The 24,103-nt window shown below is 60.7% G+C and carries 20 protein-coding genes and 1 pseudogene; 7 read left to right on the top strand and 14 right to left on the bottom strand.

The window, feature by feature from the left end:
* Window positions 1-292: 292 nt before the first annotated feature.
* The 4 genes and pseudogenes from ACOYXH_RS17685 to ACOYXH_RS17700 all read right to left on the bottom strand — a co-directional run bounded on the left by ACOYXH_RS17685 (window position 293) and on the right by ACOYXH_RS17700 (window position 4,722).
* Window positions 293-1,174, bottom strand: a complete 882-nt coding sequence (locus ACOYXH_RS17685) for a methyl-accepting chemotaxis protein (protein WP_460067272.1) — start codon at window positions 1,172-1,174, stop codon at window positions 293-295.
* Window positions 1,154-2,437: pseudogene (locus ACOYXH_RS17690) on the bottom strand (HAMP domain-containing protein); the annotation flags it as partial. The pseudogene ACOYXH_RS17690 and the gene ACOYXH_RS17685, both read right to left, overlap by 21 nt.
* Window positions 2,370-3,770 carry an aminotransferase-like domain-containing protein gene (locus ACOYXH_RS17695; protein WP_320413367.1) on the bottom strand — a complete coding sequence of 467 codons (1,401 nt, stop codon included), beginning with the start codon at window positions 3,768-3,770 and terminating at the stop codon, window positions 2,370-2,372. The pseudogene ACOYXH_RS17690 and the gene ACOYXH_RS17695, both read right to left, overlap by 68 nt.
* 190 nt (window positions 3,771-3,960) lie before the next feature.
* Window positions 3,961-4,722, bottom strand: a complete 762-nt coding sequence (locus ACOYXH_RS17700) for an SDR family oxidoreductase (protein ID WP_016983635.1) — start codon at window positions 4,720-4,722, stop codon at window positions 3,961-3,963.
* Between the two features lie 237 nt (window positions 4,723-4,959).
* Here ACOYXH_RS17700 and ACOYXH_RS17705 point away from each other — a divergent pair, with 237 nt between their 5' ends.
* Complete coding sequence (locus ACOYXH_RS17705) at window positions 4,960-5,964, top strand: NADP-dependent oxidoreductase (protein WP_095048639.1); 1,005 nt, start codon at window positions 4,960-4,962, stop codon at window positions 5,962-5,964.
* Between the two features lie 125 nt (window positions 5,965-6,089).
* On the opposite strand, the gene pyrF is transcribed toward ACOYXH_RS17705, so the two are convergent.
* Window positions 6,090-6,788, bottom strand: a complete 699-nt coding sequence (pyrF, locus tag ACOYXH_RS17710; RefSeq protein WP_176471268.1) for an orotidine-5'-phosphate decarboxylase — start codon at window positions 6,786-6,788, stop codon at window positions 6,090-6,092.
* Window positions 6,789-7,084: 296 nt separating this feature from the next.
* On the opposite strand from pyrF, the gene ACOYXH_RS17715 reads away from it, so the two are divergent.
* The 3 genes from ACOYXH_RS17715 (at window position 7,085) to xopAW (ending at window position 9,959) form a co-directional block, all read left to right on the top strand.
* Window positions 7,085-7,834: a response regulator gene (locus ACOYXH_RS17715; RefSeq protein ID WP_442967424.1), complete on the top strand. Its 750-nt coding sequence runs from the start codon at window positions 7,085-7,087 to the stop codon at window positions 7,832-7,834.
* Window positions 7,834-8,883 (top strand): sensor histidine kinase, encoded by a 1,050-nt coding sequence (locus ACOYXH_RS17720; protein WP_095048641.1) that lies wholly within the window; start codon window positions 7,834-7,836, stop codon window positions 8,881-8,883. The genes ACOYXH_RS17715 and ACOYXH_RS17720 overlap by 1 nt, the downstream gene beginning before the upstream one ends.
* 221 nt (window positions 8,884-9,104) lie before the next feature.
* Window positions 9,105-9,959 (top strand): XopAW family type III secretion system calcium-binding effector, encoded by an 855-nt coding sequence (gene xopAW, locus ACOYXH_RS17725; RefSeq protein WP_460065605.1) that lies wholly within the window; start codon window positions 9,105-9,107, stop codon window positions 9,957-9,959.
* A 572-nt stretch (window positions 9,960-10,531) separates the two neighbouring features.
* On the opposite strand, the gene ACOYXH_RS17730 is transcribed toward xopAW, so the two are convergent.
* From ACOYXH_RS17730 to ACOYXH_RS17770, 9 genes are all read right to left on the bottom strand, one after another.
* Window positions 10,532-11,584 (bottom strand): AI-2E family transporter, encoded by a 1,053-nt coding sequence (locus ACOYXH_RS17730; RefSeq protein WP_460409852.1) that lies wholly within the window; start codon window positions 11,582-11,584, stop codon window positions 10,532-10,534.
* 69 nt (window positions 11,585-11,653) lie between these two features.
* Window positions 11,654-12,460, bottom strand: a complete 807-nt coding sequence (locus ACOYXH_RS17735; RefSeq protein ID WP_093442271.1) for a DUF4892 domain-containing protein — start codon at window positions 12,458-12,460, stop codon at window positions 11,654-11,656.
* Between the two features lie 115 nt (window positions 12,461-12,575).
* Window positions 12,576-13,430, bottom strand: coding sequence for an alpha/beta hydrolase (locus ACOYXH_RS17740; protein WP_095051072.1), 855 nt, complete (start codon window positions 13,428-13,430; stop codon window positions 12,576-12,578).
* Complete coding sequence (locus ACOYXH_RS17745) at window positions 13,427-14,233, bottom strand: alpha/beta fold hydrolase (RefSeq protein WP_095051071.1); 807 nt, start codon at window positions 14,231-14,233, stop codon at window positions 13,427-13,429. Before ACOYXH_RS17745 ends, ACOYXH_RS17740 begins: the two co-directional genes overlap by 4 nt.
* A gap of 291 nt (window positions 14,234-14,524) precedes the next feature.
* Window positions 14,525-14,974, bottom strand: a complete 450-nt coding sequence (locus tag ACOYXH_RS17750; protein WP_460065608.1) for a hotdog fold thioesterase — start codon at window positions 14,972-14,974, stop codon at window positions 14,525-14,527.
* Between the two features lie 31 nt (window positions 14,975-15,005).
* Complete coding sequence (locus ACOYXH_RS17755) at window positions 15,006-16,661, bottom strand: AMP-binding protein (RefSeq protein ID WP_095051069.1); 1,656 nt, start codon at window positions 16,659-16,661, stop codon at window positions 15,006-15,008.
* A 209-nt stretch (window positions 16,662-16,870) separates the two neighbouring features.
* Complete coding sequence (sixA, locus tag ACOYXH_RS17760; protein ID WP_095051068.1) at window positions 16,871-17,323, bottom strand: phosphohistidine phosphatase SixA; 453 nt, start codon at window positions 17,321-17,323, stop codon at window positions 16,871-16,873.
* Entirely contained in the window at window positions 17,320-17,667 is a 348-nt protein-coding gene (locus tag ACOYXH_RS17765) for a DUF4389 domain-containing protein (RefSeq protein WP_008087808.1), read from the bottom strand. The genes sixA and ACOYXH_RS17765 overlap by 4 nt, the downstream gene beginning before the upstream one ends.
* 21 nt (window positions 17,668-17,688) lie before the next feature.
* The gene (locus ACOYXH_RS17770; protein ID WP_090285290.1) at window positions 17,689-18,714 is read right to left on the bottom strand and encodes an NAD(P)H-dependent glycerol-3-phosphate dehydrogenase; all 1,026 of its coding nucleotides are present in this window, start codon (window positions 18,712-18,714) and stop codon (window positions 17,689-17,691) included.
* 196 nt (window positions 18,715-18,910) lie between these two features.
* Between ACOYXH_RS17770 and ACOYXH_RS17775 the strand changes: the two genes are divergently transcribed.
* The 3 genes from ACOYXH_RS17775 to ACOYXH_RS17785 are packed head-to-tail and all read left to right on the top strand — an operon-like array spanning window position 18,911 to window position 23,869.
* Window positions 18,911-21,034 (top strand): TonB-dependent receptor plug domain-containing protein, encoded by a 2,124-nt coding sequence (locus tag ACOYXH_RS17775; RefSeq protein WP_220556847.1) that lies wholly within the window; start codon window positions 18,911-18,913, stop codon window positions 21,032-21,034.
* 1 nt (window position 21,035) lies between these two features.
* Window positions 21,036-21,968 carry an ABC transporter substrate-binding protein gene (locus tag ACOYXH_RS17780; RefSeq protein WP_258708676.1) on the top strand — a complete coding sequence of 311 codons (933 nt, stop codon included), beginning with the start codon at window positions 21,036-21,038 and terminating at the stop codon, window positions 21,966-21,968.
* Window positions 21,965-23,869, top strand: a complete 1,905-nt coding sequence (locus ACOYXH_RS17785; RefSeq protein ID WP_095125218.1) for an ATP-binding protein — start codon at window positions 21,965-21,967, stop codon at window positions 23,867-23,869. The genes ACOYXH_RS17780 and ACOYXH_RS17785 overlap by 4 nt, the downstream gene beginning before the upstream one ends.
* The last annotated feature ends 234 nt before the right edge of the window (window positions 23,870-24,103 follow it).

Consider the following 24,103-nt stretch of genomic DNA (forward strand, 5'->3'; position numbering starts at 1 on the left):
TGATCCGGGGGTGGGAGCGCAGCGACCGTTCGACGAAGTCGAACACATCGAGAGGAGGTGCAGCGAAGCAAACCGTAGGCGATGCCCCCGGAGCGATCCCGGAGCGAAGGAACCCCGAGCCCCAGCGAGCGGGCCGAACGTCAGGGCGAAGACCTTTTGGTTACTTTTGGGGCGTTTGCCAAAAGTGACCCGCCGTAAGGGCGGAACCCTAATCAGCAACACCCGCAGCAACGGATATCCCCCCAAAACCCCAAGAACCTGGTCGGCCCAAAGGCCGCCAAGCGTCAAAGCGTCAAAGCCGAAAATGCCCAACCATCCCGCGCAACTCACTCCCCAACTGCGCCAACTCAACACTCGAAGCCGCATTCCCACGCATCGCAATCGACGACTGATCCGCACTCGCACGAATACTCGTCACACTGCGATTGATCTCCTCCGCCACCGAACTCTGCTCCTCCGCCGCCGCCGCAATCTGCTGATTCATCTGCTGAATCAACGACACCGCCGCCGCAATACTCCCCAGCGCACTCTCGGTCTGCAACGCATCACTCACCGCCAGCTTCACCAACTCGCCGCTGCTCTGAATCTGCTGCACCGACGAATGCGCCGCCAAGCGCAAAGCACTGACCAGCCGTTCAATCTCCTCAGTCGATTGCTGCGTGCGCCGAGCCAGTGCGCGCACCTCATCGGCCACCACCGCAAAGCCCCTGCCCTGCTCCCCGGCCCGCGCCGCCTCGATGGCGGCATTCAGCGCCAATAGATTGGTCTGTTCGGCAACACTTTTGATCACCCCGAGTACCGTGCCGATATTCTGGATTTCAGCACTAAGGCTTTCGATGCTCGAACTGGCCGACGTCGCCGAGTCAGCCAATTGCTCGATGCGCGCCATGCTCTGGCGCACCACCTGCTGTCCACTCTCGACCTTGTCATCCGCCGTCTGCGCGGCCAGCGCCGCTTCTTCGGCGTTGCGTGCAACGTCGTGAACGGTGGCGGTCATCTGGTTCATCGCCGTGGCAACCTGCTCGGTTTCTTCCTTCTGGCTGCTGACCTCAAGGTTGGTCTGCTCAGTGACTGCCGACAACGATTGCGCCGAACTGGCCAGTTGCTCGATCCCCGCCTGCAAACCACTGACGATGGTACTCAGACCCGCGCCCATCTGTTGCATCGCCAGCATCAACTGGCCAATCTCGTCGCGACGGGTCACTGCCACAGTCGCACTCAAGTCACCGGCGGCAATCTGCTGCGCGACCTGAATAACACTGCGCAATGGCGCGACGATAAGTCGGGTGATCAGCCACGCGGCGAGTAATCCCACCAGCAATGCCAGCGCCGATGAGCCGATGATCAGCAGCGAGTTTTTCTTCAGTTCTGCCTGCATCGCGCCGTCTTCAGCGACATACGCCTGATTCACCCGCTCGACCACTTCGTTGGCACGCTGGTGCAATTGCTCGTAGACGGTTTTTTCCTGCGCGAGCAACCCGGTGTACTCGGCCAGTTTGTCGTTGAAACCGGCGATGTGCCCGGACACTTCATTGAGCACGGTCAGATAGCCCTCGTCCTTGACCGTAGTTTTCAATTCTTCGGCCTGCGCCTGCGCCTGTGCGGCCTGTTCGATATTGCCCTTGCCGGCACTGTCGGCATCGCCCTTGCGGCTTTGATCGAGGCGAATCCGCGCTTCATTCATCGCTTGCAGCATCAACCGCGAAACCTGGCTGACCTGACTGGCCTGCTCGATGAACTGCGCGCCATCCTTGCCCTCGGTGTCCTTCAAGGTATAAGCACCGTCGTCGGCAAGCCCGGCCTGCAATACGTCGAGGTTGTTGGCCACACTGGACACCGACCAACTGGCCATTTCCAGCGCCAGGTCCTTGGCCTGAGTCAACGAGACAAACTCGTCGAACGCCTTACGATAAGCGCCCAGCGACTGCTGCACATCATTCATTACCGGCCCATTCGCCGCTGACTGCGTCTTGAGTTGATCAGCCAGAGCAACCAGTTCGTCGACGCCCTTACGCAGGGCATCGGCCGTCTTCGGATCGCCCCGCAAGGCATATTCCTGCTCGAGCAGGCGCACCTTGAGCAAACCACTGTTGAGCGAAGACATCTGTTTCAGCCCGTCGAAATGCTGACTGATGGTTTGCAGGGACCAAACGCCGATGGCCGCCACCAGCGCGGTCAGAAGCAAAACCAGCACAAACCCGATACCCAGTTTTTTCGCCATACCGAGGTTGGCAAAACGTCCTTGCATGGCCGAAATCATTGCGCGTAGTCCCCTGCCATTGTCAGTAGAGCGAAGAGTCGCAACGGCCATGAAGCAGCACAAGTCTCTGGCGTCGGAATAATGGCAAAAAGCTACGCTTGCGTCGTTTTCAGAACACTTGAGGTCGATCCGAACCGGTGTTGCGAAAAAACTGCCGGGCGCGTGGATCACAAGCATAGGCGACGTTGATGCGCAGCCAGTCGCCCGACTCGCCACTGGGGCTGAACGCGTCAGACGCTGAGAGCAATACGCCGCAGCGTTGAGCCTGCCGACGCACCCGAACCTGATCGGCCATGCGCGAGCGGGCCCAGATGAACAAGCCACCCGCAGGCTTGCCGAAAACCTCCCAATCGGCGTCCTCCAGCGCCTGCAATGCGGCCGCGCGATCGGCATTCAGGCGTTGACGCTGGCGCTGCACCAGTTTGCGGTAAGCGCCGCTGACCATCAGGCTGGCCAGCACCGCTTCGGTAAACCTTGACGCCCCCAGACCGCTGATCATCTTGACCTGCGCCAGCCGTCTGACCATGTCGCTGTCGGCAAAAACGAAACCGACCCGCAACGAGCTGCTCAGCGTCTTGGAAAAACTGCCCACGTAAAGGACTCGCCCCTCATTATCCAGAGCCGCCAGGCGCGTGCCGTTGCCGGTGTGCAAGTCTGCGTAGACATCGTCTTCGATCACGCGCAAATCATAGGTCTTGCTCAGTTGCAGGATGCGTTGCGCTACGCTCGGCGACAGGCAACTGCCGGTGGGGTTGTGATGATGGCTGTTGATGAATAACGCGCCGGGGCGAAACTGTTGTAGCAAAGTCTCCAGCGCGTCGATATCCGGCCCGTTCGGGGTGCGACGCACCTCGAGCATGTGCACGCCGTGCATCCGCAGGAGATCGAACAACGGCGCGTAACCGGGCGTCTCGACCACCACACAGTCTCCAGCCTTGAACAAGGTGCGCACGATCAGATCAAGCGCATGGCTGGCGCCGCAGGTACTCAGCAACTGCGCACTGCGGGCCTCGATACCGAACAGTTTCAGGCGCTTGGCGATTTGCTCGCGCAACGCTGGAAGCCCCAAGGGCGTGCTGTAGTTGAACAGGCTGGCCATGTCGGTGCGCGCCACCTCGCGCAGCGCATAGCTGAGGTCGTCAGGCTCGCGCCAGCTTTGCGGCAGGCTACCGGCACCAAGCTTCAAGCCACCTGCTGTATCGCACACGGCATCGCACCAGGCAAACCGGCCCTCGAATGGCGCCAGTTCGTCCTCTGCGCCGGGTGTCGATGGCGAGGCGGCGACAACGAAACCGGTGCCTTGGCATGAGTTCAGAACGCCCTGCGATACCAACCGTTCACACGCCTCGACCACGCACGACTGGCTGAGCAGATTGCCCCGGGCGATTTGCCGCACGGACGGCAAACGGGTGGCCGGCGGTACGCCACTTTGCAGGATCCACTCGGTCAGTCCGTCAACAATCTGCTGCACGACCGGCACCATTGCCTGTCGATCAATTCTCAATTCCATGAGCAAGCAAACTCCTGTCCGTTTTGCTGGCGGCAGTAAATCACAGCCGCGCCGGACAGGCTGTGCGACAACGCCGCCAAAAGCGACCGTTCTAACCGTTTGATACACATTGTTTAAGAGGCTTCACGGAACTGACCGCTGCCGACAAAAAAGCCCGCAACGAATGCGGGCTGTTGTTCTTGGGCGTGATTCAGAAAGCGGTGACGCCGCCATCCACTGCCAGCGAGTGGCCGGTGGTGAATGCCGCACCGTCGCTGCACAGGTACAACACGGCACTGGCGATTTCCTCGACTTTGCCGATGCGCCCGACCGGGTGCATGGCGTTGGCGAACTCACCCTTCTTCGGGTCGGCCTCGTAAGCACGTCGGAACATGTCGGTATCGATCACCGCCGGACACACAGCGTTGACACGGATTTTCTTCTTCGCGTATTCGATGGCCGCCGATTTGGTCAGACCGATCACCGCATGCTTGGACGCCGCGTAGATGCTCATCTTCGGCGCCGCGCCCAGTCCCGCTACCGAGGCGGTGTTGACGATCGCCCCGCCGCCCTGCGCCAGCAACAGCGGCAGTTGATACTTCATGCACAGCCAGACGCCTTTGACGTTGACGCCCATGATCGCGTCGAATTCATCCATCGAGCCGTCGGCCAGTTTGCCTTTTTCGATTTCGATGCCGGCATTGTTGAAGGCATAGTCGAGACGGCCGTAGGTGTTGATGACCTCGTCCATCAGATTTTTCACTTCGCTTTCGACGGTCACGTTGCAGCGCACGAAGGTCGCTTCGCCGCCGGCTGTACGAATCAGCGCCACCGTGCCCTCGCCCCCTGCCGCGTCCAGGTCGGCGACCACCACTTTCAGGCCTTCGGCGGCGAACGCCTGGGCGGTCGCACGGCCGATGCCGTTGGCCGCGCCAGTAACTACAGCAACCTGACCGGAAAACGTCATGCTCATTGTTATGTCCTCGAAGGGATAGATGCAGGGGATGTATGGAATGGCAGCATAGCCATTGGGGTCTGCCGTGCGTCAGCACTATCCAATGGCTGTTTATGTGCCCATGCGTTGCAGTGATAGAACCATCCCGGTGATCATCACTGCACTGGATCGGCGTGCATTCGCCGCATCAGCCAACCTTGCGCCAATGCCGGCGAAGGTCTATCAACAAGGCTTCATTCCGTTCGAGTGCCTGCCATGTCCAACCACACCAATCGCCAGTTCCTGCTCGCCAAACGCCCGGTGGGTGCGGCTACCCGCGAGACCTTCACCTATCAGGAAGTACCGGTCGGCGAACCGGCGGCGGGCCAGATTCTGGTCAAGAACGAATACCTGTCCCTCGATCCGGCGATGCGTGGCTGGATGAACGAGGGCAAGTCCTACATCCCGCCGGTCGGTATCGGTGAAGTCATGCGCGCGCTGGGCGTAGGCAAAGTCATTGCTTCGAACAACCCTGGCTTTGCGGTCGGGGACTACGTCAACGGCGCCATTGGCGTGCAGGATTATTTCCTCGGCGAGCCAAGAGGTTTCTACAAAGTCGATCCGAAACTGGCACCGCTGCCGGTGTACCTGTCAGCGCTGGGCATGACCGGCATGACCGCCTACTTCGCCCTGCTGGATGTCGGCGCACCGAAGGCCGGCGACACCGTGGTGTTGTCCGGTGCAGCGGGCGCAGTGGGCAGCATCGCCGGGCAGATTGCCAAGCTCAAAGGCTGCCGCGTGGTTGGCATTGCCGGCGGCGCCGACAAGTGCAAATTCCTTATTGATGAGTTGGGTTTTGACGGTGCCATCGACTACAAGTCCGAAGATGTCGTGGCCGGGCTTAAACGCGAATGCCCGAAAGGCGTCGATGTGTATTTCGATAACGTTGGCGGCGACATCCTCGATGCGGTGTTGAGCCGTTTGAACATGAAGGCGCGGGTGGTTATCTGCGGCGCGATCAGCCAGTACAACAACAAGGAAGCGGTCAAAGGCCCGGCCAACTACCTGTCGTTGCTGGTCAACCGTGCGCGGATGGAAGGTTTTGTGGTGATGGATTACGCGGCGCAATACGCCAGCGCCGCGCAGGAAATGGCCGGCTGGATGGCCAAGGGGCAGCTCAAGAGCAAGGAAGATATCGTCGAAGGCCTGGAGACCTTCCCGGAAACGCTGATGAAGTTGTTCAGCGGTGAGAACTTCGGCAAGTTGGTGTTGAAAATCTAAAACCACCACAAAACAAATGCAGGAGTGAGCCTGCTCGCGATAGCGGTGTGTCAGTCAACATTAACGTTGTTTGACACACCGCTATCGCGAGCAGGCTCACTCCTACAGGGTTTTGCGGTGCCTGATCAGGCGATTTCGGCGACAACCGAAGCCAGTGCCTTGGCCGGATCCGCCGCCTGGCTGATCGGACGGCCAATCACCAGATAATCGGAACCGGCATCCAGCGCCTGACGCGGGGTCAGAATGCGGCGCTGGTCGTCCTGCGCGCTGCCCGCCGGACGAATTCCCGGGGTCACCAGTTGCAGCGAAGGGTGCGCAGTTTTCAGTGCCGAGGCTTCCAGCGCCGAGCACACCAGACCGTCCATGCCAGCCTTTTCGGCCAGCGCGGCCAGACGCAGCACTTGCTCTTGCGGCTCGATATCCAGACCGATACCAGCCAGGTCTTCACGCTCCATGCTGGTCAGCACGGTCACGCCGATCAGCAACGGCTGCGGGCCGCTGCGTTTATCCAGCTCTTCACGGCAAGCGGCCATCATGCGCATACCACCGGAGCAATGCACGTTGACCATCCACACGCCCATCTCGGCAGCGGCTTTCACGGCCATCGCGGTGGTGTTGGGAATGTCGTGGAATTTCAGGTCGAGGAATACTTCAAAACCCTTGTCACGTAGGGTGCCGACAATTTCGGCGGCGCAACTGGTGAACAGTTCCTTGCCCACTTTGACCCGGCACAGTTTCGGGTCCAACTGGTCGGCCAGCTTCAGTGCGGCGTCACGGGTAGGGAAATCCAGGGCGACGATGATAGGAGTCTGGCAGGCGGACATGAATGGGCTCTCAGGCAGGTCGAAATCGGCGCGCATTGTAGCGGAACCGGCGGCAGCGCGGCACCCGATGATCGGTAAATCGTCGCGCTGGCCGTGATCAGCATAGCGCTCGCTGCTATTGTGTCGACTCCGATACACAACCGACACGCCAGCAACAAGCACCCGCGCTAGCCTCGCCAGCCGCAATACGTCCTTACATCAGCACTTCCCGCCTCACGGCCGGACGCCTATGCTGAAACCACAACCTCGCAGCCCATCTTTTGTGGTTGGCGGCCTACTGGCAGATGAACAGCCTCATGCACAACACCCAAATGACCGCGACGGATGAGCCTAAAGACGACAAGCGCTGGAGCATTCGCGCGCTGATCGTCGATGATGACGTGCCGATCCGCGAGCTGATGATTGACTACCTCGCGCGTTTCAATATCCACGCCAGCGGCGTCACCGACGGCGCGGCGATGCGTCAAGCGATGCAGGCCGAACATTTCGACGTTGTCGTGCTGGATCTGATGCTGCCCGGCGAAGACGGCTTGTCGCTATGCCGCTGGCTGCGCGCTGAATCGGACATCCCGATCCTGATGCTCACCGCACGTTGCGAACCGACCGACCGCATCATCGGCCTGGAACTGGGCGCCGATGACTATATGGCCAAACCGTTCGAGCCACGCGAACTGGTCGCGCGCATTCAAACCATTCTGCGCCGGGTGCGCGACGATCGAACCGAACAGCGCGCGAACATTCGTTTCGACAACTGGCGTCTGAACAGCGTCCTGCGCCAGTTGATCGCCGACGATGGTCTGGTGGTGCCGCTGTCCAACGCCGAATTCCGCCTGCTGTGGGTGTTTATCGAACGTCCGCGTCGGGTACTCAGCCGCGAGCAACTGCTCGATGCGGCCCGGGGTCGCTCGATCGAAGCCTTCGACCGCAGCATCGACCTGCTGGTCTCGCGTCTGCGGCAGAAACTCGGCGACGACCCGAAAGCACCGCAGTTGATCAAAACCGTGCGCGGTGAGGGTTACCTGTTCGACGCGCGAGACATCGGCTGATGCGGGCGCGCTTCGACACGCTGTTCGGGCGCCTGTTTGGCGTGCTGTTCGTGGCGATTGTCCTGGCGCACCTGCTGGCGTTCGCCTGGTTCCGCCTCTACGGGCCACCGCCGCCCCCGCCGCCACCGGAGTTCTCCCAAGGCGCCGAAGGGCAACCGATGGCACATGATCCGCGCTACCCGCCACGGCCACCGCGTCCGTGGTTCGGTGGCCCGGTGGTGCCGCTGACCTTTCAGTTCATCACGCTGATGATCGCGGCCTGGTACGGCGCCAAACTGCTCAGTCGCCCGATCCAGCGCCTGAGCGACGCCGCCGAACGTCTCAGCGAAGACCTCGACAGCCCGCCACTCGACGAGTCCGGCCCGCGGGAATCGCGACAAGCCGCCTACACCTTCAACCTGATGCAGCAACGCATTCGCGAACAGGTGCAACAGCGCGCACGGATGCTGGGCGCGGTCTCACATGACCTGCGCACACCGCTGTCACGCTTGAAACTGCGCCTGGAGAACATCAGCGATGAAAAGCTGCAAGGCCAGATGCGCCAAGACCTCGACGACATGATCGGCATGCTCGACGCCACCCTCACCTATCTGCACGAACAGCGCACCAGCGAAGCCTTGCAGTTGATGGATGTGCAGGCGCTGGTCGAATCGCTGTGCGAAAACGCTCAGGACCAAGGTGCCGACGTGCAGGTCAGCGGCCATTGCGCACCTCTGCCGGTGCAGCCGATGGCGCTGCGTTCGTGCCTCAACAACCTCATGGACAATGCCCTGCGTTATGCCGGCCAGGCACGCATCGAATTGCAGGATCAACGCGAGCAACTGCTGATCCGCGTGATCGACCACGGCCCGGGGATTGCCGAGGACAAGCGTGAAGCGGTGTTTGAACCGTTTTATCGCCTGGAAGGCTCGCGCAATCGCAACTCCGGCGGCGTCGGGCTGGGCATGACCATTGCCCGCGAAGCGGCGCAGCGTCTGGGTGGTCAGCTCAACCTCGAAGAAACCCCCGGCGGCGGCCTTACCGCCATCATTCGCCTGCCGCGCACCTGAGAACACCACCGCCCCCCTGCTCGCGAAGGCGTCAGTTGATCCAGTATCTCCTTTGAATGTACCGCCCTCTTCGCGAGCAGGCTCGCTCCCACAGGGTTCGGGGGTGTTCATTGCATCGTGTGTACTCACCGGTACAAACCCCACATACCCCCGACAACTTGCGCCCCGACGCTGCATAAGCCGGTACACCCACCGGTTTTCCATTCCAGGGAGTGAGTCCGATGATCGGTAGCGTCAGCAACTACACGAGCTATACCAGCACCAGCAGTACCTCCACGCAAAACGCCCGTAGCCAGCAACTGCAAAAAGAACTGTTCGCCAAACTCGACAGCAACGGCGACGGCGCGGTGGATCAGGACGAACTGAAAAGCGCCCTGTCGCAGAAGAACGACGACGGTCTGCTGGTCAACCTGAGTAAACAATTCGGTGATCTGGACAGCGACGCCAGCGGCAGCCTCAGCGCCGAAGAAATGACCGCCATGGCGCCCCCGCCACCGCCACACGATCAAGCACCGGACACCGACCTCGCCGACGCCCTGATCAGCGCCCTCGACAGCGACGGTGACGGCGCCATCAGCAGCGACGAACTGAGCAGCGGCCTGACCAGCGCCGGCAGCACTGCCGACAGCAACGAAATCTTCTCCGCCCTGGACAAGAACAAGGACGGCACCGTCAGCCAGGACGAACTCACCGCCAGCCTGACCCCACCGCCGCCTCCGCCACCACAAATCAACAGCGACGAACTGTTCAGCCAACTCGACGCCGATGGCGACGGCAGCGTGTCCGCGACAGAACTGAACAGCGCATTGCAAACCAGCAACAACAGCACCGCAACGACCAGCACCGACACCAGCGCCGCGCTGCTCAAGGTGCTCGATAGCGACAGCAGCGGCGGCGTGAGCAGTGATGAACTGAAAGCGGCGTTACAGGCTGGGAGAGAACGACCGGAGGAAGAACAGACCGCTTCGACCCAGAGCACCACTGAAGCGCTGAACCGCATGATTGCCAATCTGAGCAAACAGTACTCGCTGGAAAAAACGGCGTCGGTGGGCAAGTATTTGAATGTGGCGACTTGAGTCGACGACACTATTTGCCGCGGACAATCAAAAGCCCCTCACCCTAGCCCTCTCCCAGAGGGAGAGGGGACTGACCGAGGTGTTTGGGAGAGGCACGCCGACGTGCGATACCGCGTCGAACTGAGGCTTTGAAAAGCACACATTTCGGCCCCCTCTCCCTCGGGAGAGGGCTGGGGTGAGGGGCAGCTACAACGCAAATCAAACGCCGAACACTCCACGCTCTTCACCACTCAACAGGATGAGCGTTAGCTCGGCTGCTGCTCTTGATCTTGATCCACCAGCGACGTCGGAAGGCTGAGTGGAGGGATTGATCCGGGCGTGGGAGCGCAGCGACCGTTTGGCGCAGCCAAACACAGCGGGAGTAGGTGCAGCGAAGCAAACCGGAGACGCTGCGCCCGGATCGATCCCGCAGCGAAGGAACCCCGAGCCCCAGCGAGCGGGCCGCACGTAGGAGCAAGCCTTTTGGGTTACCTTTTCGGCGTTTGGAAAAGGTGACCCGCCGTAAGGGCGGAACCCTAAGCCGCCGTTACCGCAGCAACGGATATTCACCCAAAACCCAAAACCCAAAACCGCTAGCGCCGCTCCTCAACCCGAGACTGACTCTTGCTCCAATCCGTCAACAAACTATAAGCCACCGCCAACAACGTAGGCCCGATAAACAACCCGATAAACCCAAACGCAATCAACCCGCCAAACACCCCAAGCAACACAATCACCAACGGCAAATTCCCCCCGCGGCTGATCAAATACGGCTTGAGCACGTTGTCCACGCCACTGATGATGAACGTCCCCCAGATCCCGAGAAACACCGCCATCCCGTACTCACCCTTCCACGCCAGCCAGGCCGTCGCCGGCACCCACACCAACGGCGGCCCCATCGGAATCAGACTCAACAGGAAGGTGACAATCCCGAGCACCAGCGCCCCCGGCACCCCGGCAATCAAAAACCCGATCAACGCCAGAACCGCCTGCGCCGCCGCCGTGCCGATCACCCCGTTGACCACCCGCTGCACCGTACCCGCCACCAACTCGATGTAATACCCGGCACGATCCCCGATCAAGCGCTCCAGCAGACTGTGCACAAACGCCGCCAGCCGAGGCCCGTCACGATAGAAAAAGAACACAAAGACAATGCTCAACGTCAGCTCGAGAATCCCGCCACCAATCTGCGCACTGCGCGCCAGCAGCCAGTTACCGACCTGCCCCAGATAAGGTTTGATCGACACCATCAGCGCGGCGCCCTGCTGATCGATGCTGTTCCACAGCCCGACCAGGCGCTCGCCCACAAACGGCAAAGTCCCCAGCCACACCGGCGCTTCCGGCAGACCGTCGACCTGCACATCCTTGATGAACGCCGTGGCATCACGCACATGATCCCCCACGTTGAACCCCAGCCAGACCAGCGGCGCGGCCACCAGCAGCATCCAGCTCAGCGTCAGAATCCCCGCAGCCAGCGACTCACGGCCATTAAGCCAGCGGGTCAACAGACGCATCAGCGGCCAACTGGCGAATGCCAGCACCGCGCCCCAGAACAGGGCCGACCAGAACGGCGCCATCACCCAGAGGCTGGCACCAAACAACACCAGCAGCAGGATCTGCACCAGCAGGCGATCGTTATTGAGCATGTAAGGTCTCGAAAAAGTCAGTCAGGCAAAGAGTAGGCGAACACGCGGTTCGTGCTCGCCCGAAACAGCTTAACGCAACAGATCGATGCGCAGGCCAGAGCCTTCGACACTGCCGGTCTCCATGCGTGCCGCCCGCACGCCCTGATTGATCAGAGCCTGTCGCCAGGCCTCGGCTTTCGGCCCGGACACCGTCACGCGCAACGTCGTATCGAGATTAAGGCCACGGGAAATCAGGCGTAGCCATGTATCGTCCGGGTCATTCACGCGATCAGGAAAATCCAGCTCACCGGTGCTTTTCAACTGACGCAACAGGGTCGCCGAGGTCGGCAGCAGCTCACCCAACGGTGCAGCCGCCTCGAACTGTTCGACATGCAGATAGGCTTTGCGGTTGCCGCGCGTGATGCTGTAAAGCGCCACCAGCGTGTTGTCACGCGGTGCGGCCAGTCTCAACAACAGATACGCCTGTTGTTCGTCAGCACCGTACAACTTGGCGTTGCCGAACACCTCGTTGGCCCACAGGCTGCTTTCGCCGCAATCACGCGCCTGACACCAGAACAGCAATTCGGCGTCCTGCTTTTGCAGGGCTTCACGAGCGGCGGTAAAAGCTTCGGTGGCGGAGTGTTCGGGGGGTAACTCGTAGGTCACCGAAGTGGTCTGGCCACGGGCGGTGACCTGGCCGTCGAAACGCAACTGCCCGCTGATCTTGCGGATCGAACCCAGCGGATAGATCCGCTCAAGCTCCACAGGCGGGCGGTAGTCGACGATCTGTGCATCGGCCAGACGCGGCACGATCTGCAGATCCTGACTGCCCGGCACATCGGCGGCGAACGAAACGGTACTGAAACAGCACAGTGCCAACAGACTGAGTGACCGCATAGTCAGGCTCATCGGATCGGCATGACTGGGTAATTCGAGGTCGCAGCGGTATAGAAATCCATCGTAGTTGTCTCCCATTTCAACCCGCCCAGCCTCGACAGTTGCCCGCAGCAAGTCAAGGAATGGCGAAGAACCGATTGAAACAGTCTGCGACAAGGATCGCCCCGGCCTCATCGTTCAGGTGCAAATGGTGCCCGCCCGCCAACTGTTCCCGGCTAAAGGGTAGACGCTCCAGCAGCTCCGGATGTTTGGCCAGCATGCCGTCAGCCGCGACCACCAGCTGCGCCGGACAACTGACCCGCAGCGCGAAAGCCATTGCCTGTTCCTGGGTCAGACGCAGCGGCGATGGCAGGGTCAGGCGATTGTCGGTGCGCCAGGTGTAACCGCCGGGCACCGGCATCAAACCGCGCTGGGCCAACAATTCAGCCGCCTCACGGCTGACCGCCACCAGACCTTTCATGCGCGCTTCGATGGCACGGTCGAGGGTGCTGTAAACCGGTTTGCGCTTCTCGCGCAGATCCAGTTGCGCTTGCAGGGCCATGCCCATGCGCTCGGCGGCGTTTTCGCCTTTGTCTGTAGGAGGAATGACGCCGTCGATCAGCGCCAGATGGCTGATGCGTTCCGGCAGCGAACCCGCCAGCACCATGGAAACGATGGCACCCATCGAATGCCCGAGCAGGCCGAAACGCTTCCACCCCAGTTGTTCGGCGACTTGCAGCACGTCATGGGCGTAATCCCACAGCGCATAGCCGGCGCCGTTCGGCCGATGCCCGGAATGACCGTGCCCGGCCATGTCCAACGCAATGATGCGCAAGCCTTTGAGTTTGGGCGCCAATCGGGCAAAGCTGTTGGCATTGTCGAGCCAGCCATGCAGTGCAATCACCGGCAGACCGTCCTCGGGGCCGAACAAATGCGCGGCCAGCTCGATATGCGGCAGGCTCAGGCGCACTTCTTCGAAGGTCGGGCTCATGCGCAATCCTTGTCCTGACGGTTTTCCCAGCGAGTAAACAGATTCTTCAATAGTCGTGCGGTGTCCTGTGGCCGCTCAAGCGGGAACATGTGGCCGCCAGGCATGCTCAGCGCCTCGCCCTGGGCCAGACGCGAAACGAAACGGGTGTGATGACGCATGACCACGCGACTCTTGTGCCCGCGCACCACCGCCAGCGGTACCTGTAATTGGCGGGTACGACCAGGGCTGGTATGCGGCACGCCACGATAGATGCTGATTTCGGTCGCCGGATCGAAGCGCAGGCGCAGCTTGTCGCCGACCTGGTGCAAACCATGTTGCAGGTAGGCATCGAAGCATTCCGGATCGAAACCACGGAACAGTGTCTTGCCAGCAAAATAGCTGCGCGCACTGTCGAGGTCGGCGAACTCTTCCCGCCGGCCCAGGGTGCGGCCGGCCGGGGTCAGTCTGTCGATGAAGCCAAAGCGCTTGGCCGCGCGAATCACCCATTGATCAGTGCGGGTCAGCACCGGCGAATCGAGCATCACCACGCCGCGATACAGCTCAGGGCAACGCAGCGCCGCGTGCAAATGCAGTACGCCGCCGAACGAATGGCCGACGCCCCACACCGGCTGATCCTGCTGCTGCAAATGGTGGATCAACTCGTCGACGAGGTTGTACCAATTGTCATCCGCCGGGAAACGCGGGTCATGGGCATGCTGCTCCAGATGCGCAACCCGGTACTCGGGCGCCAGCGCCGCGAACAATTTGCCATAGGTGCCCGAAGGGAAGCCGTTGGCGTGGGCGAAAAAGATCGGTTGCGACATACGGGCAAATCCATGAGCGGGAAACGTGGCGTTGATTGTCCGTAAGACCGCGCCTTACAGCAATGACCGTAACTGCCAGGAATGATGACAGTCCGGTCAGCGTGATGGTGTGTCAGGGAGATCGCTTCCCCCTCACCCCAGCCCTCCCGAAACGTCGGACCGCCCCCAAGGGGGCGAGGGGGAAAGGGAGCCGATCTGCATGCTTTTCCGAATCTGTATTCGACTCGGTATCTCAGGTCGATGTACTTCGAATAAACCACTCGGTCAGTCCCCTCTCCCTCTGGGAGAGGGTTAGGGTGAGGGTGAGGGTGGCTGCTCACCCAGCGGTACCACCGCCATGGTCAACCGCGACACACAACTGGCCTTGCCTTCATCGCTGGTCAAACGGATATCCCACACATGAGTCGTGCGACCGATGTGAATCGGCTTAGCCACCGCCGTCACCCGCCCACTGCGCAAGCCGCGCAGATGGTTGGCGTTGATCTCAAGTCCCACGCAGTAAAACTTGCTGGCATCGATGCACAGATAGCTGGCCATCGAACCGACGGTTTCCGCCAGTACCACCGAGGCGCCGCCGTGCAACAAACCGTAGGGCTGATGGGTACGATGGTCGATGACCATGCTCGCGGTCAGCGATTCTTCGTCGAACGCTTCGAAGCGGATGTCCAGCACTTCGCCGATGGTGTTCTTCTGGATTGCGTTCAACTGCTCGATGTTCGGAGTGGTACGCCACAAGCTCATCGCAGACTTCCTTTATTGTTTTAGTGGTCGCTCAATCCTGCCACAGCACCGCCTCGCTGCGCTCGCTCCATTCTTCGAAACGCGCGCCATAGGTGTCTTCGATGACGTTGCGCTTGATCTTCAGGGTTGGCGTGAGGAAGCCGTTTTCCACCGCCCAACTGTCCTTGACCACCACCAACCGGCGCAGGCGTTCATGCTTGTCGAGTACGGCGTTGACCTCCTCCAAGAGTTTTTCCAGGCTCGAGTGCAGGCTCGCCCGGCCCTCTTCCTGATTGACCGTGGACAGCACACACAAACCCAGCGGCGCACTCAGGCCATCACCGACCACGCACACCTGTTCAATCCGCGAATGCACGGCCAAGCGATTTTCGATCGGTGCCGGGGCAACATATTTGCCCTTGCTGGTCTTGAAGATCTCCTTGAGTCGGCCAGTCAGGCGCAGGCGCCCTTCAGCATCCTGTTCGCCCTTGTCACCGGTGCGCAGAAAGCCGTCCTCGGTCAACGTTTCGGCGGTTTTCTGCGGTTCCTTGAAATAGCCGAGCATGTTCGCCTGACTGCGCACCTGCACCTCGCCCGACTCATCGATGCGTACTTCGACATCCGGACACGGCTTGCCGATCCAACCCTGCTTGTATTGCCCCGGCAGACAGATGTGCGAGTAGCCGCAACTCTCGGTCATACCGTAGACCTCCAGCACATCCAGGCCAAGTTTCTGATACCAGGCGAGCAAGGTCTGCGGCACCGGCGCGGCGCCGGATAACGCCACGCGCAAAGCATCCAGCCCCAGGCCTGCCAGTACCTTGTGACCAACGCGCTTGCCAATGAATGGCAGGCCGAGAAGAAAATCCAGACGTTTCGCCGGGATCTTGCTGTACACGCCCATCTGGAATTTGGTCCAGATGCGCGGCACACCGAACATCGCGGTCGGCCGTGCTCGCTGCAGGTCAGTGATGAAGGTCTCAAGGCTCTCGGCGAAGAAAACCGTCTGCCCGGTGTAGATCGACGCCAGTTCCACGAACATGCGCTCGGCGACGTGGCACAGCGGCAAGTACGAGAGCAATCGATCGTTCTCGTTAAGCCCGAACAGTTGCGTGCCGCGGGTGGTGGCGAAACCGAGATTGGCAAAACTGTGCATCACGCCTTTGGGCAGGCCGGTGGTGCCGGAGGTGTAAATGATCGTCGCCAATTGCTCGGCCGCCGGACGTGGATCGTCCTGAATTGGCGAGCTGCGCTGCAAGTCCGCCCAACTGAAATCGAAATCCCCGGGCGGGTGCAGTGGCAGACTAATGGTCGGCAGATCCGCCGGCACGCCTTTGCACATGCCCGGCCAGTCGTCGAGCTTGCCGATGAAGGCCAGCGCGCTTTCCGAATGATTGAGCACTTGCGCAACGGAGTCGGCAGTGAGGTTGGGATACAACGGAACCGAGACGTGCCCGGCCATCCAGATCGCCAGGTCGGCGATGATCCAGTGCGCGCAGTTTTTCGAGATCAGGGCGATATGGCTGCCCTGCGGCAACTCCCGCGCACGCAACCAATGTGCGGCGCAGCGGGCCTGATGGCCGACATCCGCCCAGCTCAGCGTCTCGACCTGGCCGCCGCCAATGGGCTGCACGAGGAAGCGCTGGCGCGGGTGCCGGGCTTCACGTTCGTAGAACACGTCCAGCGGCAAACGGAAGGCGGCAGACATGCGACTCGCTCCTGTTTTTTGGGTCTGGAGCAAGCGTAGTCAACCAAGCAAGTGCTTGGTTGGAAAATTCACACAAATAATTTCATGGTGTACGCAGTACCTGTAGGCCTTCGCCTGCTCGCGATAGCGGGTTGTCAGTCAACATAAATAGCGACTGATATACCGCTATCGCGAGCAGGCGAAGGCCTAGAGGGTCGGTGTTTACAACTTCAGGGATGTTTGAGGCTGTTGAGGTTCATCGAGCCGATCAGCAGTTCAGGGCTTTCCAGCTCAGCCAACCCGGCAGTACTGACCTTCTCCGGCGGATACCCGGCGCCATGTTGCAGATAACTCAGCAGATTGCCCACCAGCGGGTTGTGACTGACCAGCAGGACGTTGCTCACCGACACCAGTTGATCGGTGACCTTATCCGGATCAACCTCCGGCGTCAGCCACTCGACCGTGCGAATCTCCGGCTCGAAACCCAGCGCCTCACGAACTATCTGCGCAGTCTGTTGCGCGCGCAGATAAGGGCTGGCGTAGATCGCCGTCAGCGGTTGGCCGATCAAATGGGCCGCGCTGTTCAAGACTTCTTTACGGCCGTGATCGGTCAGTTCCCGTTCGGAGTCGGGGCACGAGCCGTAAGGCACGGCTTCACCGTGACGTAATACCCAGAGTTTCATAGCTTGGGTTCCTCATCTCGAACCGGATGCGGTGCCGGTGCGACGGCGTGCGGCGCTTCACCTTCCGGAGTACGCGGGGTTGGCCAGTCGGCGAACGGCCACGGTTTCTGGTCGCTGTGGAAACTGCCGAAACGGCCGATCTGCGCCAGAAACTGGCTCAGGCTGTCGCCGAAATTCATCAGGCTGGCGCTCGGGGCGCCATAGATCAAACGATAGATCAGTTGCACCAGCACCACCGCGCCGAGGATGAACTGCGCCACTTGCCAGACCAGCACGTAGACGATCATCCACAACACGCGCAGAAGGATGGATTCGTACTTGGCTTCGGTTTTCGGATCGTTCATGGCTTGCTACTCCCGGCTCACTCAGTTGAAACCACTGGTGGAAATAAAGTCGACGTCGGTTTTCGGTTCGGCTCGCATCAGTAGACCGATCACCTGTTCCAGCGTGCGTCCTTCGAACAGGATTGCGTGCAGCCCGGCGACCAGTGGCATGTACACGCCGACTTCCTGAGACTTGGCCTTGAGCACCTTCAAGGTGTTGACCCCTTCAGCGACTTCACCGAGACGTGACACCGCTTCGTCGAGACTCAAGCCCTGACCCAGCGCAAAACCGACTTGATAGTTGCGACTCTTCGGCGACGAACAGGTCACGATCAGATCGCCGACACCGGCCAGACCGAGGAAGGTCATGGGGTTAGCGCCCTGATTCACGGCAAAACGGGTCATTTCCGCCAGTGCCCGGGTGATCAGCATGCTCTTGGTGTTCTCGCCCATCTCCAGCGCCACCGCCATGCCGGCGATGATCGCGTAAACGTTTTTCAACGCCCCGCCCAGTTCCACACCGAAACGGTCGGCGCTGGCATAAACGCGGAAGGTACGACCGTGCAGCGCGGCTTGCACGGCTTTACACAGTTCTTCGTCTTCGCTGGCGACCACGGTGGCGGTCAGTGCGTGTTCGGCAATCTCGCGCGCCAGGTTCGGCCCGGACAACACGCCGATGCGCGCCTGCGGGGCGATCTCTTCGAGAATCTGGCTCATCAGTTTGAAGGTCTGGGCTTCGATGCCCTTGGTCAGGCTGACCAGCATCTTGCCGCTCAACCGCTCGGCGTGGGCGGCAAGCACCGTGCGCAACGCGCTGGACGGCAGCGCGACAAAGCACAAATCGCAGGCGTCGAGGGTTTCCTGCAGGTCGGTGACGGCAGTCACCCCCGGCAGAATCTTGATGCCTTTGAGGTAACGCGGGTTTTCGCGATTGACCCGGATGGCCTCGGCCTGCTCGGGGTCACGCATCCACTGCCGGACTTGATGGCCGTTCTCGGCCAAAAGATTGGCCACGGCGGTACCAAAACTTCCGCCTCCCAGGACCGCAATCGGGCGCTGTTCAGTCATATGCAATCCGTTAATCCATACCAGTGGCGATGCCGGCATTATACGGGGCGGCCAACGCGCGGCCAGCCCCAGCAACAATTACCGACACTTGTAGGAAGAAGACCAATAAAACCTAGGAAAATGCCTGCAACGTGACTGGAAAAGTCACTGCCCTCGGTTAACATGCGCGCCAATTCTTCGCTATCAAGGTTGTGTCGTGTCTTTTGGCTCTGCGTCCCCGCGTTCGTCCGTCTTACTGGCGCTGCTGTTCAGCCCGCTAGTGCTGGCCGACGACCTGTTCATGGACAACGAAGCACTGCCACAGGTGCTGACTGCCACGCGCCTGAAACAAACCCCGGCGGAAGTGCCAGGGAGCATGACCGTAATTGACAACGAACTGATCCACGCCAGCGGCGCCCGCGATGTCAGCGAACTGCTGCGCCTGGTGCCGGGGATGATGGTCGGCAACATCAGCGGCAATCAGGCGGCGGTCAATTACCACGGCACCAACGCCAGCGAAGCACGGCGCATGCAAGTGCTGATCGACGGCCGCTCGGTGTACCGCGCCGGTTTGTCCACGGTGGACTGGAGCGATATTCCGGTGGCCATGGAAGACATCGAGCGCATCGAAGTTTTTCGCGGCCCCAACACTGTCAGCTATGGCGCCAACGCGCTGATGGCGGTGGTCAATATCATCACGCGAAACCCGGCGGACAGCCACGGTACACGGCTGAAGTACACCCGTGGTCAGCGCGGCATCAACGATTTCTACGCCAGCCAGGGCACCGGCTGGAATGGCGGCGATCTGCGCCTGTCGCTGTCCGGGCAAGAAGACGACGGCTTCGACAGCGATCGCAGCGGCGCCGATTATCGTGACAGTCGCCGCTTGAACCGTTTCAGTCTCGCGGTCAGCCACACCCTCAGCGATAACCAAAGCCTCGACTGGCAGGTCAATGCAAAGGACGGCAGCAACCAGCGGCCCTACACCTATCGTCCGGTGTTCTCAGGGATTACCGCCGCCGGGAACAATTCCGACGTAGTCGCCAAAGATTACGCCGGCTCGGTGCGCTGGAACCTCGATATCAACCCGGAGCACAGCCTTTATATACAAGGCTCGGCGCAACACTGGGATCGCCAGCAAACCTGGCGCGCCTGTGATGCCGAGGTGTCATTCAGCCCCGAGCTGACGCAACTGTGGCAGCTCAATCCGAATTACACCGAACGTCTGGCGCGCAACATCACCCGCTTCACCGGCCCCGGCGCGGCGCCCGGCACTCCGCAAGAAATGGCCCTGGCCAATCAGGTGCTCGAGCAATGGCGTAACGGCGCCAGCCGCACCCTGTGCGGCGACATCGACCAGAGCGCGCGGGAATCGCGTTACGACCTCGAATTGCAGGACACCCTCAGCCTGTCCGACAGCCTGCGTCTGGTCAGCGGTATGAACTATCGTTACGACCGCGCCGACTCCGAAACCTACTTCAACGGCACACTGGACGACACCACGTGGCGCGCGTTCGGCCAACTGGAATGGCGCGCCACGGAGCACTGGCTGTTGCAGGGCGGTGCGATGTTCGAAAACACGCAACTGATCGGCAGTTCGCTGACCCCGCGATTTGCCGTCAATTACCTGATCAACCCGCGCCACGGCCTGCGCGCGGTTTACTCGGAAGCGATCCGCTCGCCGGACATGTTCGAGAACAACGTCAACTGGAGCTATCAGGTCAGCAACCTGCGGCCTTCGGCTTACGGCCAGTCGTCGGCGCGTTACTTCGTCAAGACACGCGGCCCGGGCGATCTCGATCAGGAGCACATGCGCTCACGGGAGCTGGGCTACAACGGCTATTTCGCCGAGCTCGGTCTGGCCCTGGATGTGAAGCTGTTCTACGACGAGATCACCGGAATGATCAGTGAGCCGCTGCGTAACAACCAATACATCGCCAGCAACGCTAACAGCTCGCGGTTTCGTGGCGCCGAAACCCAGCTCGACTGGCGCGTGAGCCTGGCCGACCGCTTGCGGTTCACCTACGCCTTCGTCGATGCCGAAGCGAGCAATCCGCTGGATCAACAATTCACCTCACGCAATAGCGGTTCGGCCGGTTGGCTGCGCGATTGGGGCCATGGCTGGAACAGCGCCCTCTTCTATTACGGCGACAACGCGCTCAATGGCTACCGTTTCGAGCGGGTCGACACACGCATCGCCAAACGCATCCCGCTGGGCAAAGCCCAGCTGCAACTGGCCGGCGTGCTGCAACAGCGCCTCGACCATGAGCCGACCACCTTCGTCGACAATAATTACGACGAGCGTCGGGTGATGTATTTCAGCGCTGAGCTGGAGTTCTAGGATGCGCTACGGGCCGTCACGGAAGCTGCCAACCCTTGGCCACTGGCTGGCCGGGGTTTGCCTGTTTCTGACCGCATGGCTGCATGGCATGGCGGTGCAAGCCGCCGATATTCTGTTGACCGGTGCCGAGGAAAGTCCTGGCGTGCAAGCATTCGTCCAGGCACTCAGCGAATTGCGTCCGACTGACAACGTGCGTTTCCAGCCGTTGGCCAGTCTGCCGGCACCGGGAAAACTGCCTGCCAGTCTGCGCCTGATTCTGCTCGACCTGCCGAGCCTCGACTGGCGCCTGCAAGACCCCCAAGGCCCGGCAACGCTGGTGCTGCGCATCAGTCGTCTGCAAGCGCGCCAGCGCCTCGGCAGCGCGCAACCGGCGCACCTGAGTTTGCTGTGGAGTGATCCACCGCTGAGCCGCCAGTTGCAGTTGATCCGACGCATTCTGCCCCAGGCCCAGCGGATCGGCGTGCTCTTCGATCAACACAGCGAATTCCTCCTCAAGGAACTCAATCTCGCCGCCGAACCACTGAACCTGCAAATCGTCAGCCAGCGCTGGGACAACATCCACGACAGCCGCCCGCTGCAAACCGTGCTGAAGAACAGCGATGTGTTACTCGGCCTCGACGACCCCGATCTGTACAACCCGAAAACCGCGAAAAACCTGCTGCTCAGCAGCTATTCACGGCAAGTCGCGCTGGTCGGTCCCAACGTGGCGTTCGTCCGCGCCGGCAGCCTGGCGAGTACCTACAGCGATCAGAACGACTGGCTGGCCGTGCTCGATCATTTGCTCGACCAATCGCCGGCCAGTTGGCCGCGAACGCTTTACCCCGCACGTTTTAAAGTCTCAAGTAATGCGCAGGTCGCTCGTTCCCTAGGGATCGAGCCGCTAAATGAAGCGTCTGTCGCCCAAGCGCTGGCTGAAGGAGAACGCCGCCCATGAGTTTTCGTCGCCGTTGGGACATCAACACCCGCACCCAGCTGATCAGTCTGGGCCCGGCGCTGTTGTTGACCCTGTTGTTGATCAGCTTCTTTACCTTTGTGCGCATTCAGGATTTGCGCCAGGAGCTGAACCACACCGGCCAACTGATCGCCAACCAACTGGCACCCGCCACTGAATACGGGGTGATTTCCGGCAATAACGAAGTGCTGGAAAGCCTGCTCAAAGCGACACTGGCCACGCCCAACGTGCGCTTTCTCGAAATACAGGACAGCGCCAACCGGATTCTGGTGTACGTCGAACAGCCCGCCGCCGCGCACAGCCGCCCGCATCAGGTTGAAGTGTTTCAGGCACCGGTGCGCCTGCAACGCATCGCCCTGCACAATGATTTCTTTCAGGACGGCAAGGTCAGCAACGGCGGGGCCAGCGAGGACTATCTGGGCCGAGTGATCGTCGGCTTATCCAACGATGCCTTCAGCCAGCGCCAGCAGGAGATTCTGTTCAAGGCCGGGATTCTCGCGCTGTTCGCCCTGCTCTTCACTTTTGTATTGGCACGACGCCTGGCCGGCAGCCTGTCGCAGCCAATTCGCGACATCGGCGATGCGGTCAAGGCGATTCAGGACGGCGATTACAAAACGCCGCTACCGATTGTCGATGACACCGAACTGGGCGCGCTGTCGCAGCACATCAATAACCTCGCTCAAGCGCTGGAACAGGCCAGCCGTGAGCAGCATCAAGCCATGGCGCAACTGATTCAGACCCGCGAAGAGGCGGAAAAGGCCAACAACGCCAAGTCGGACTTCCTGGCGATGATGAGCCACGAACTGCGCACGCCCATGAACGGCGTGCTGGGTATGCTGCAACTGCTGGAAACCACCGAGATGACCGAGGAGCAGGTCGAATACGCCGCACTCGCCTCGGAGTCCACCGAACACCTGCTGAAAGTCATCAACGATATTCTCGACTTCTCGCGCATCGAACGCTCGGAGCTGGAACTGGAGCACATCCCCTTCAACCTCGCCGAACTGATCAGCGCCTGCGCGCAGTCGTTCCAGCACAGCGCGGTACAGCGAGGGCTGGCGCTGAATCTGCGGATCCCGGACGACATGCGCGGTTTGCAGGTGCAGGGCGATCCGACGCGGATCCGGCAGATTCTGGTCAACCTGGTTGGCAATGCGCTGAAATTCACCGAACAGGGCCGGGTCAGCATCGAGGCGCAGTGGCAATCGCTGGATCACGAATTGCTGTGGTTCACCTGTTCGGTGCGTGACAGCGGCATCGGTATTTCTTCTGAAAGTCTGGAGCTGATGTTCAATGCCTTCCAGCAGGCCGACAGTTCGATTTCACGGCGCTATGGCGGCACCGGTCTCGGTCTGCCGATCGCCCGCACGCTGGCCGAACGCATGGGCGGCACCTTGCGCGCGCAGAGCGAGGAAGGTCGCGGTTCGGTATTCACTCTGGAAATTCCGCTGGCACTCTATAAGCAGGCGCTGCCGCCCCTGGCTGCGCCGCGTGCACTGAACGGCAAAGAGCATGGTGAAGGGCGCAATGTCTTGCTGGTCGAAGACAATCCAGTGAACCAGACAGTTATTGAAGCGATGCTGCGCAGTCTGGGCTTTACTGTCAGTGTTGCTACCGATGGCGCACAAGCCGTGCGCAGCGCCGAGGGCAGCGACTTCGAAGTGATTCTGATGGATTGCCGTTTGCCGATCATCGATGGCTATGAGGCCACCCGACAGATCCGTTGCCTACCCGGACGCAGCGAAGTGCCGATCATCGCGCTGACCGCCAACGCCTTGCAGGGCGACCGGGAAACCTGCCTGTCGGCGGGCATGAACGATTATCTGGCGAAGCCGTTCAAACGTAATGATCTGCAGCAGATTCTGCAGCGCTGGGTGTCGTAGTGTGGGCCTTTCGACCATCTGCGACTGGCGTGAAAAGCGAAAGTGCGGCAGTCTTAGGCACCCGAACGAGCCTCAAAAGGGGCTTGAATAAAAATTTCAGTGCACAAGTGTACATTCATGTCCTTGGTGCTGTGACTTTCACCACAACGCAATAGTCTATGAGTAGGCTGCCGGTTCGAGGCATGAACGCTTCGAACGGTCGGGAAGATTTGCCCCACCTGCCGCATGGGATTA

Source organism: Pseudomonas sp. Mb7, assembly GCF_054790525.1.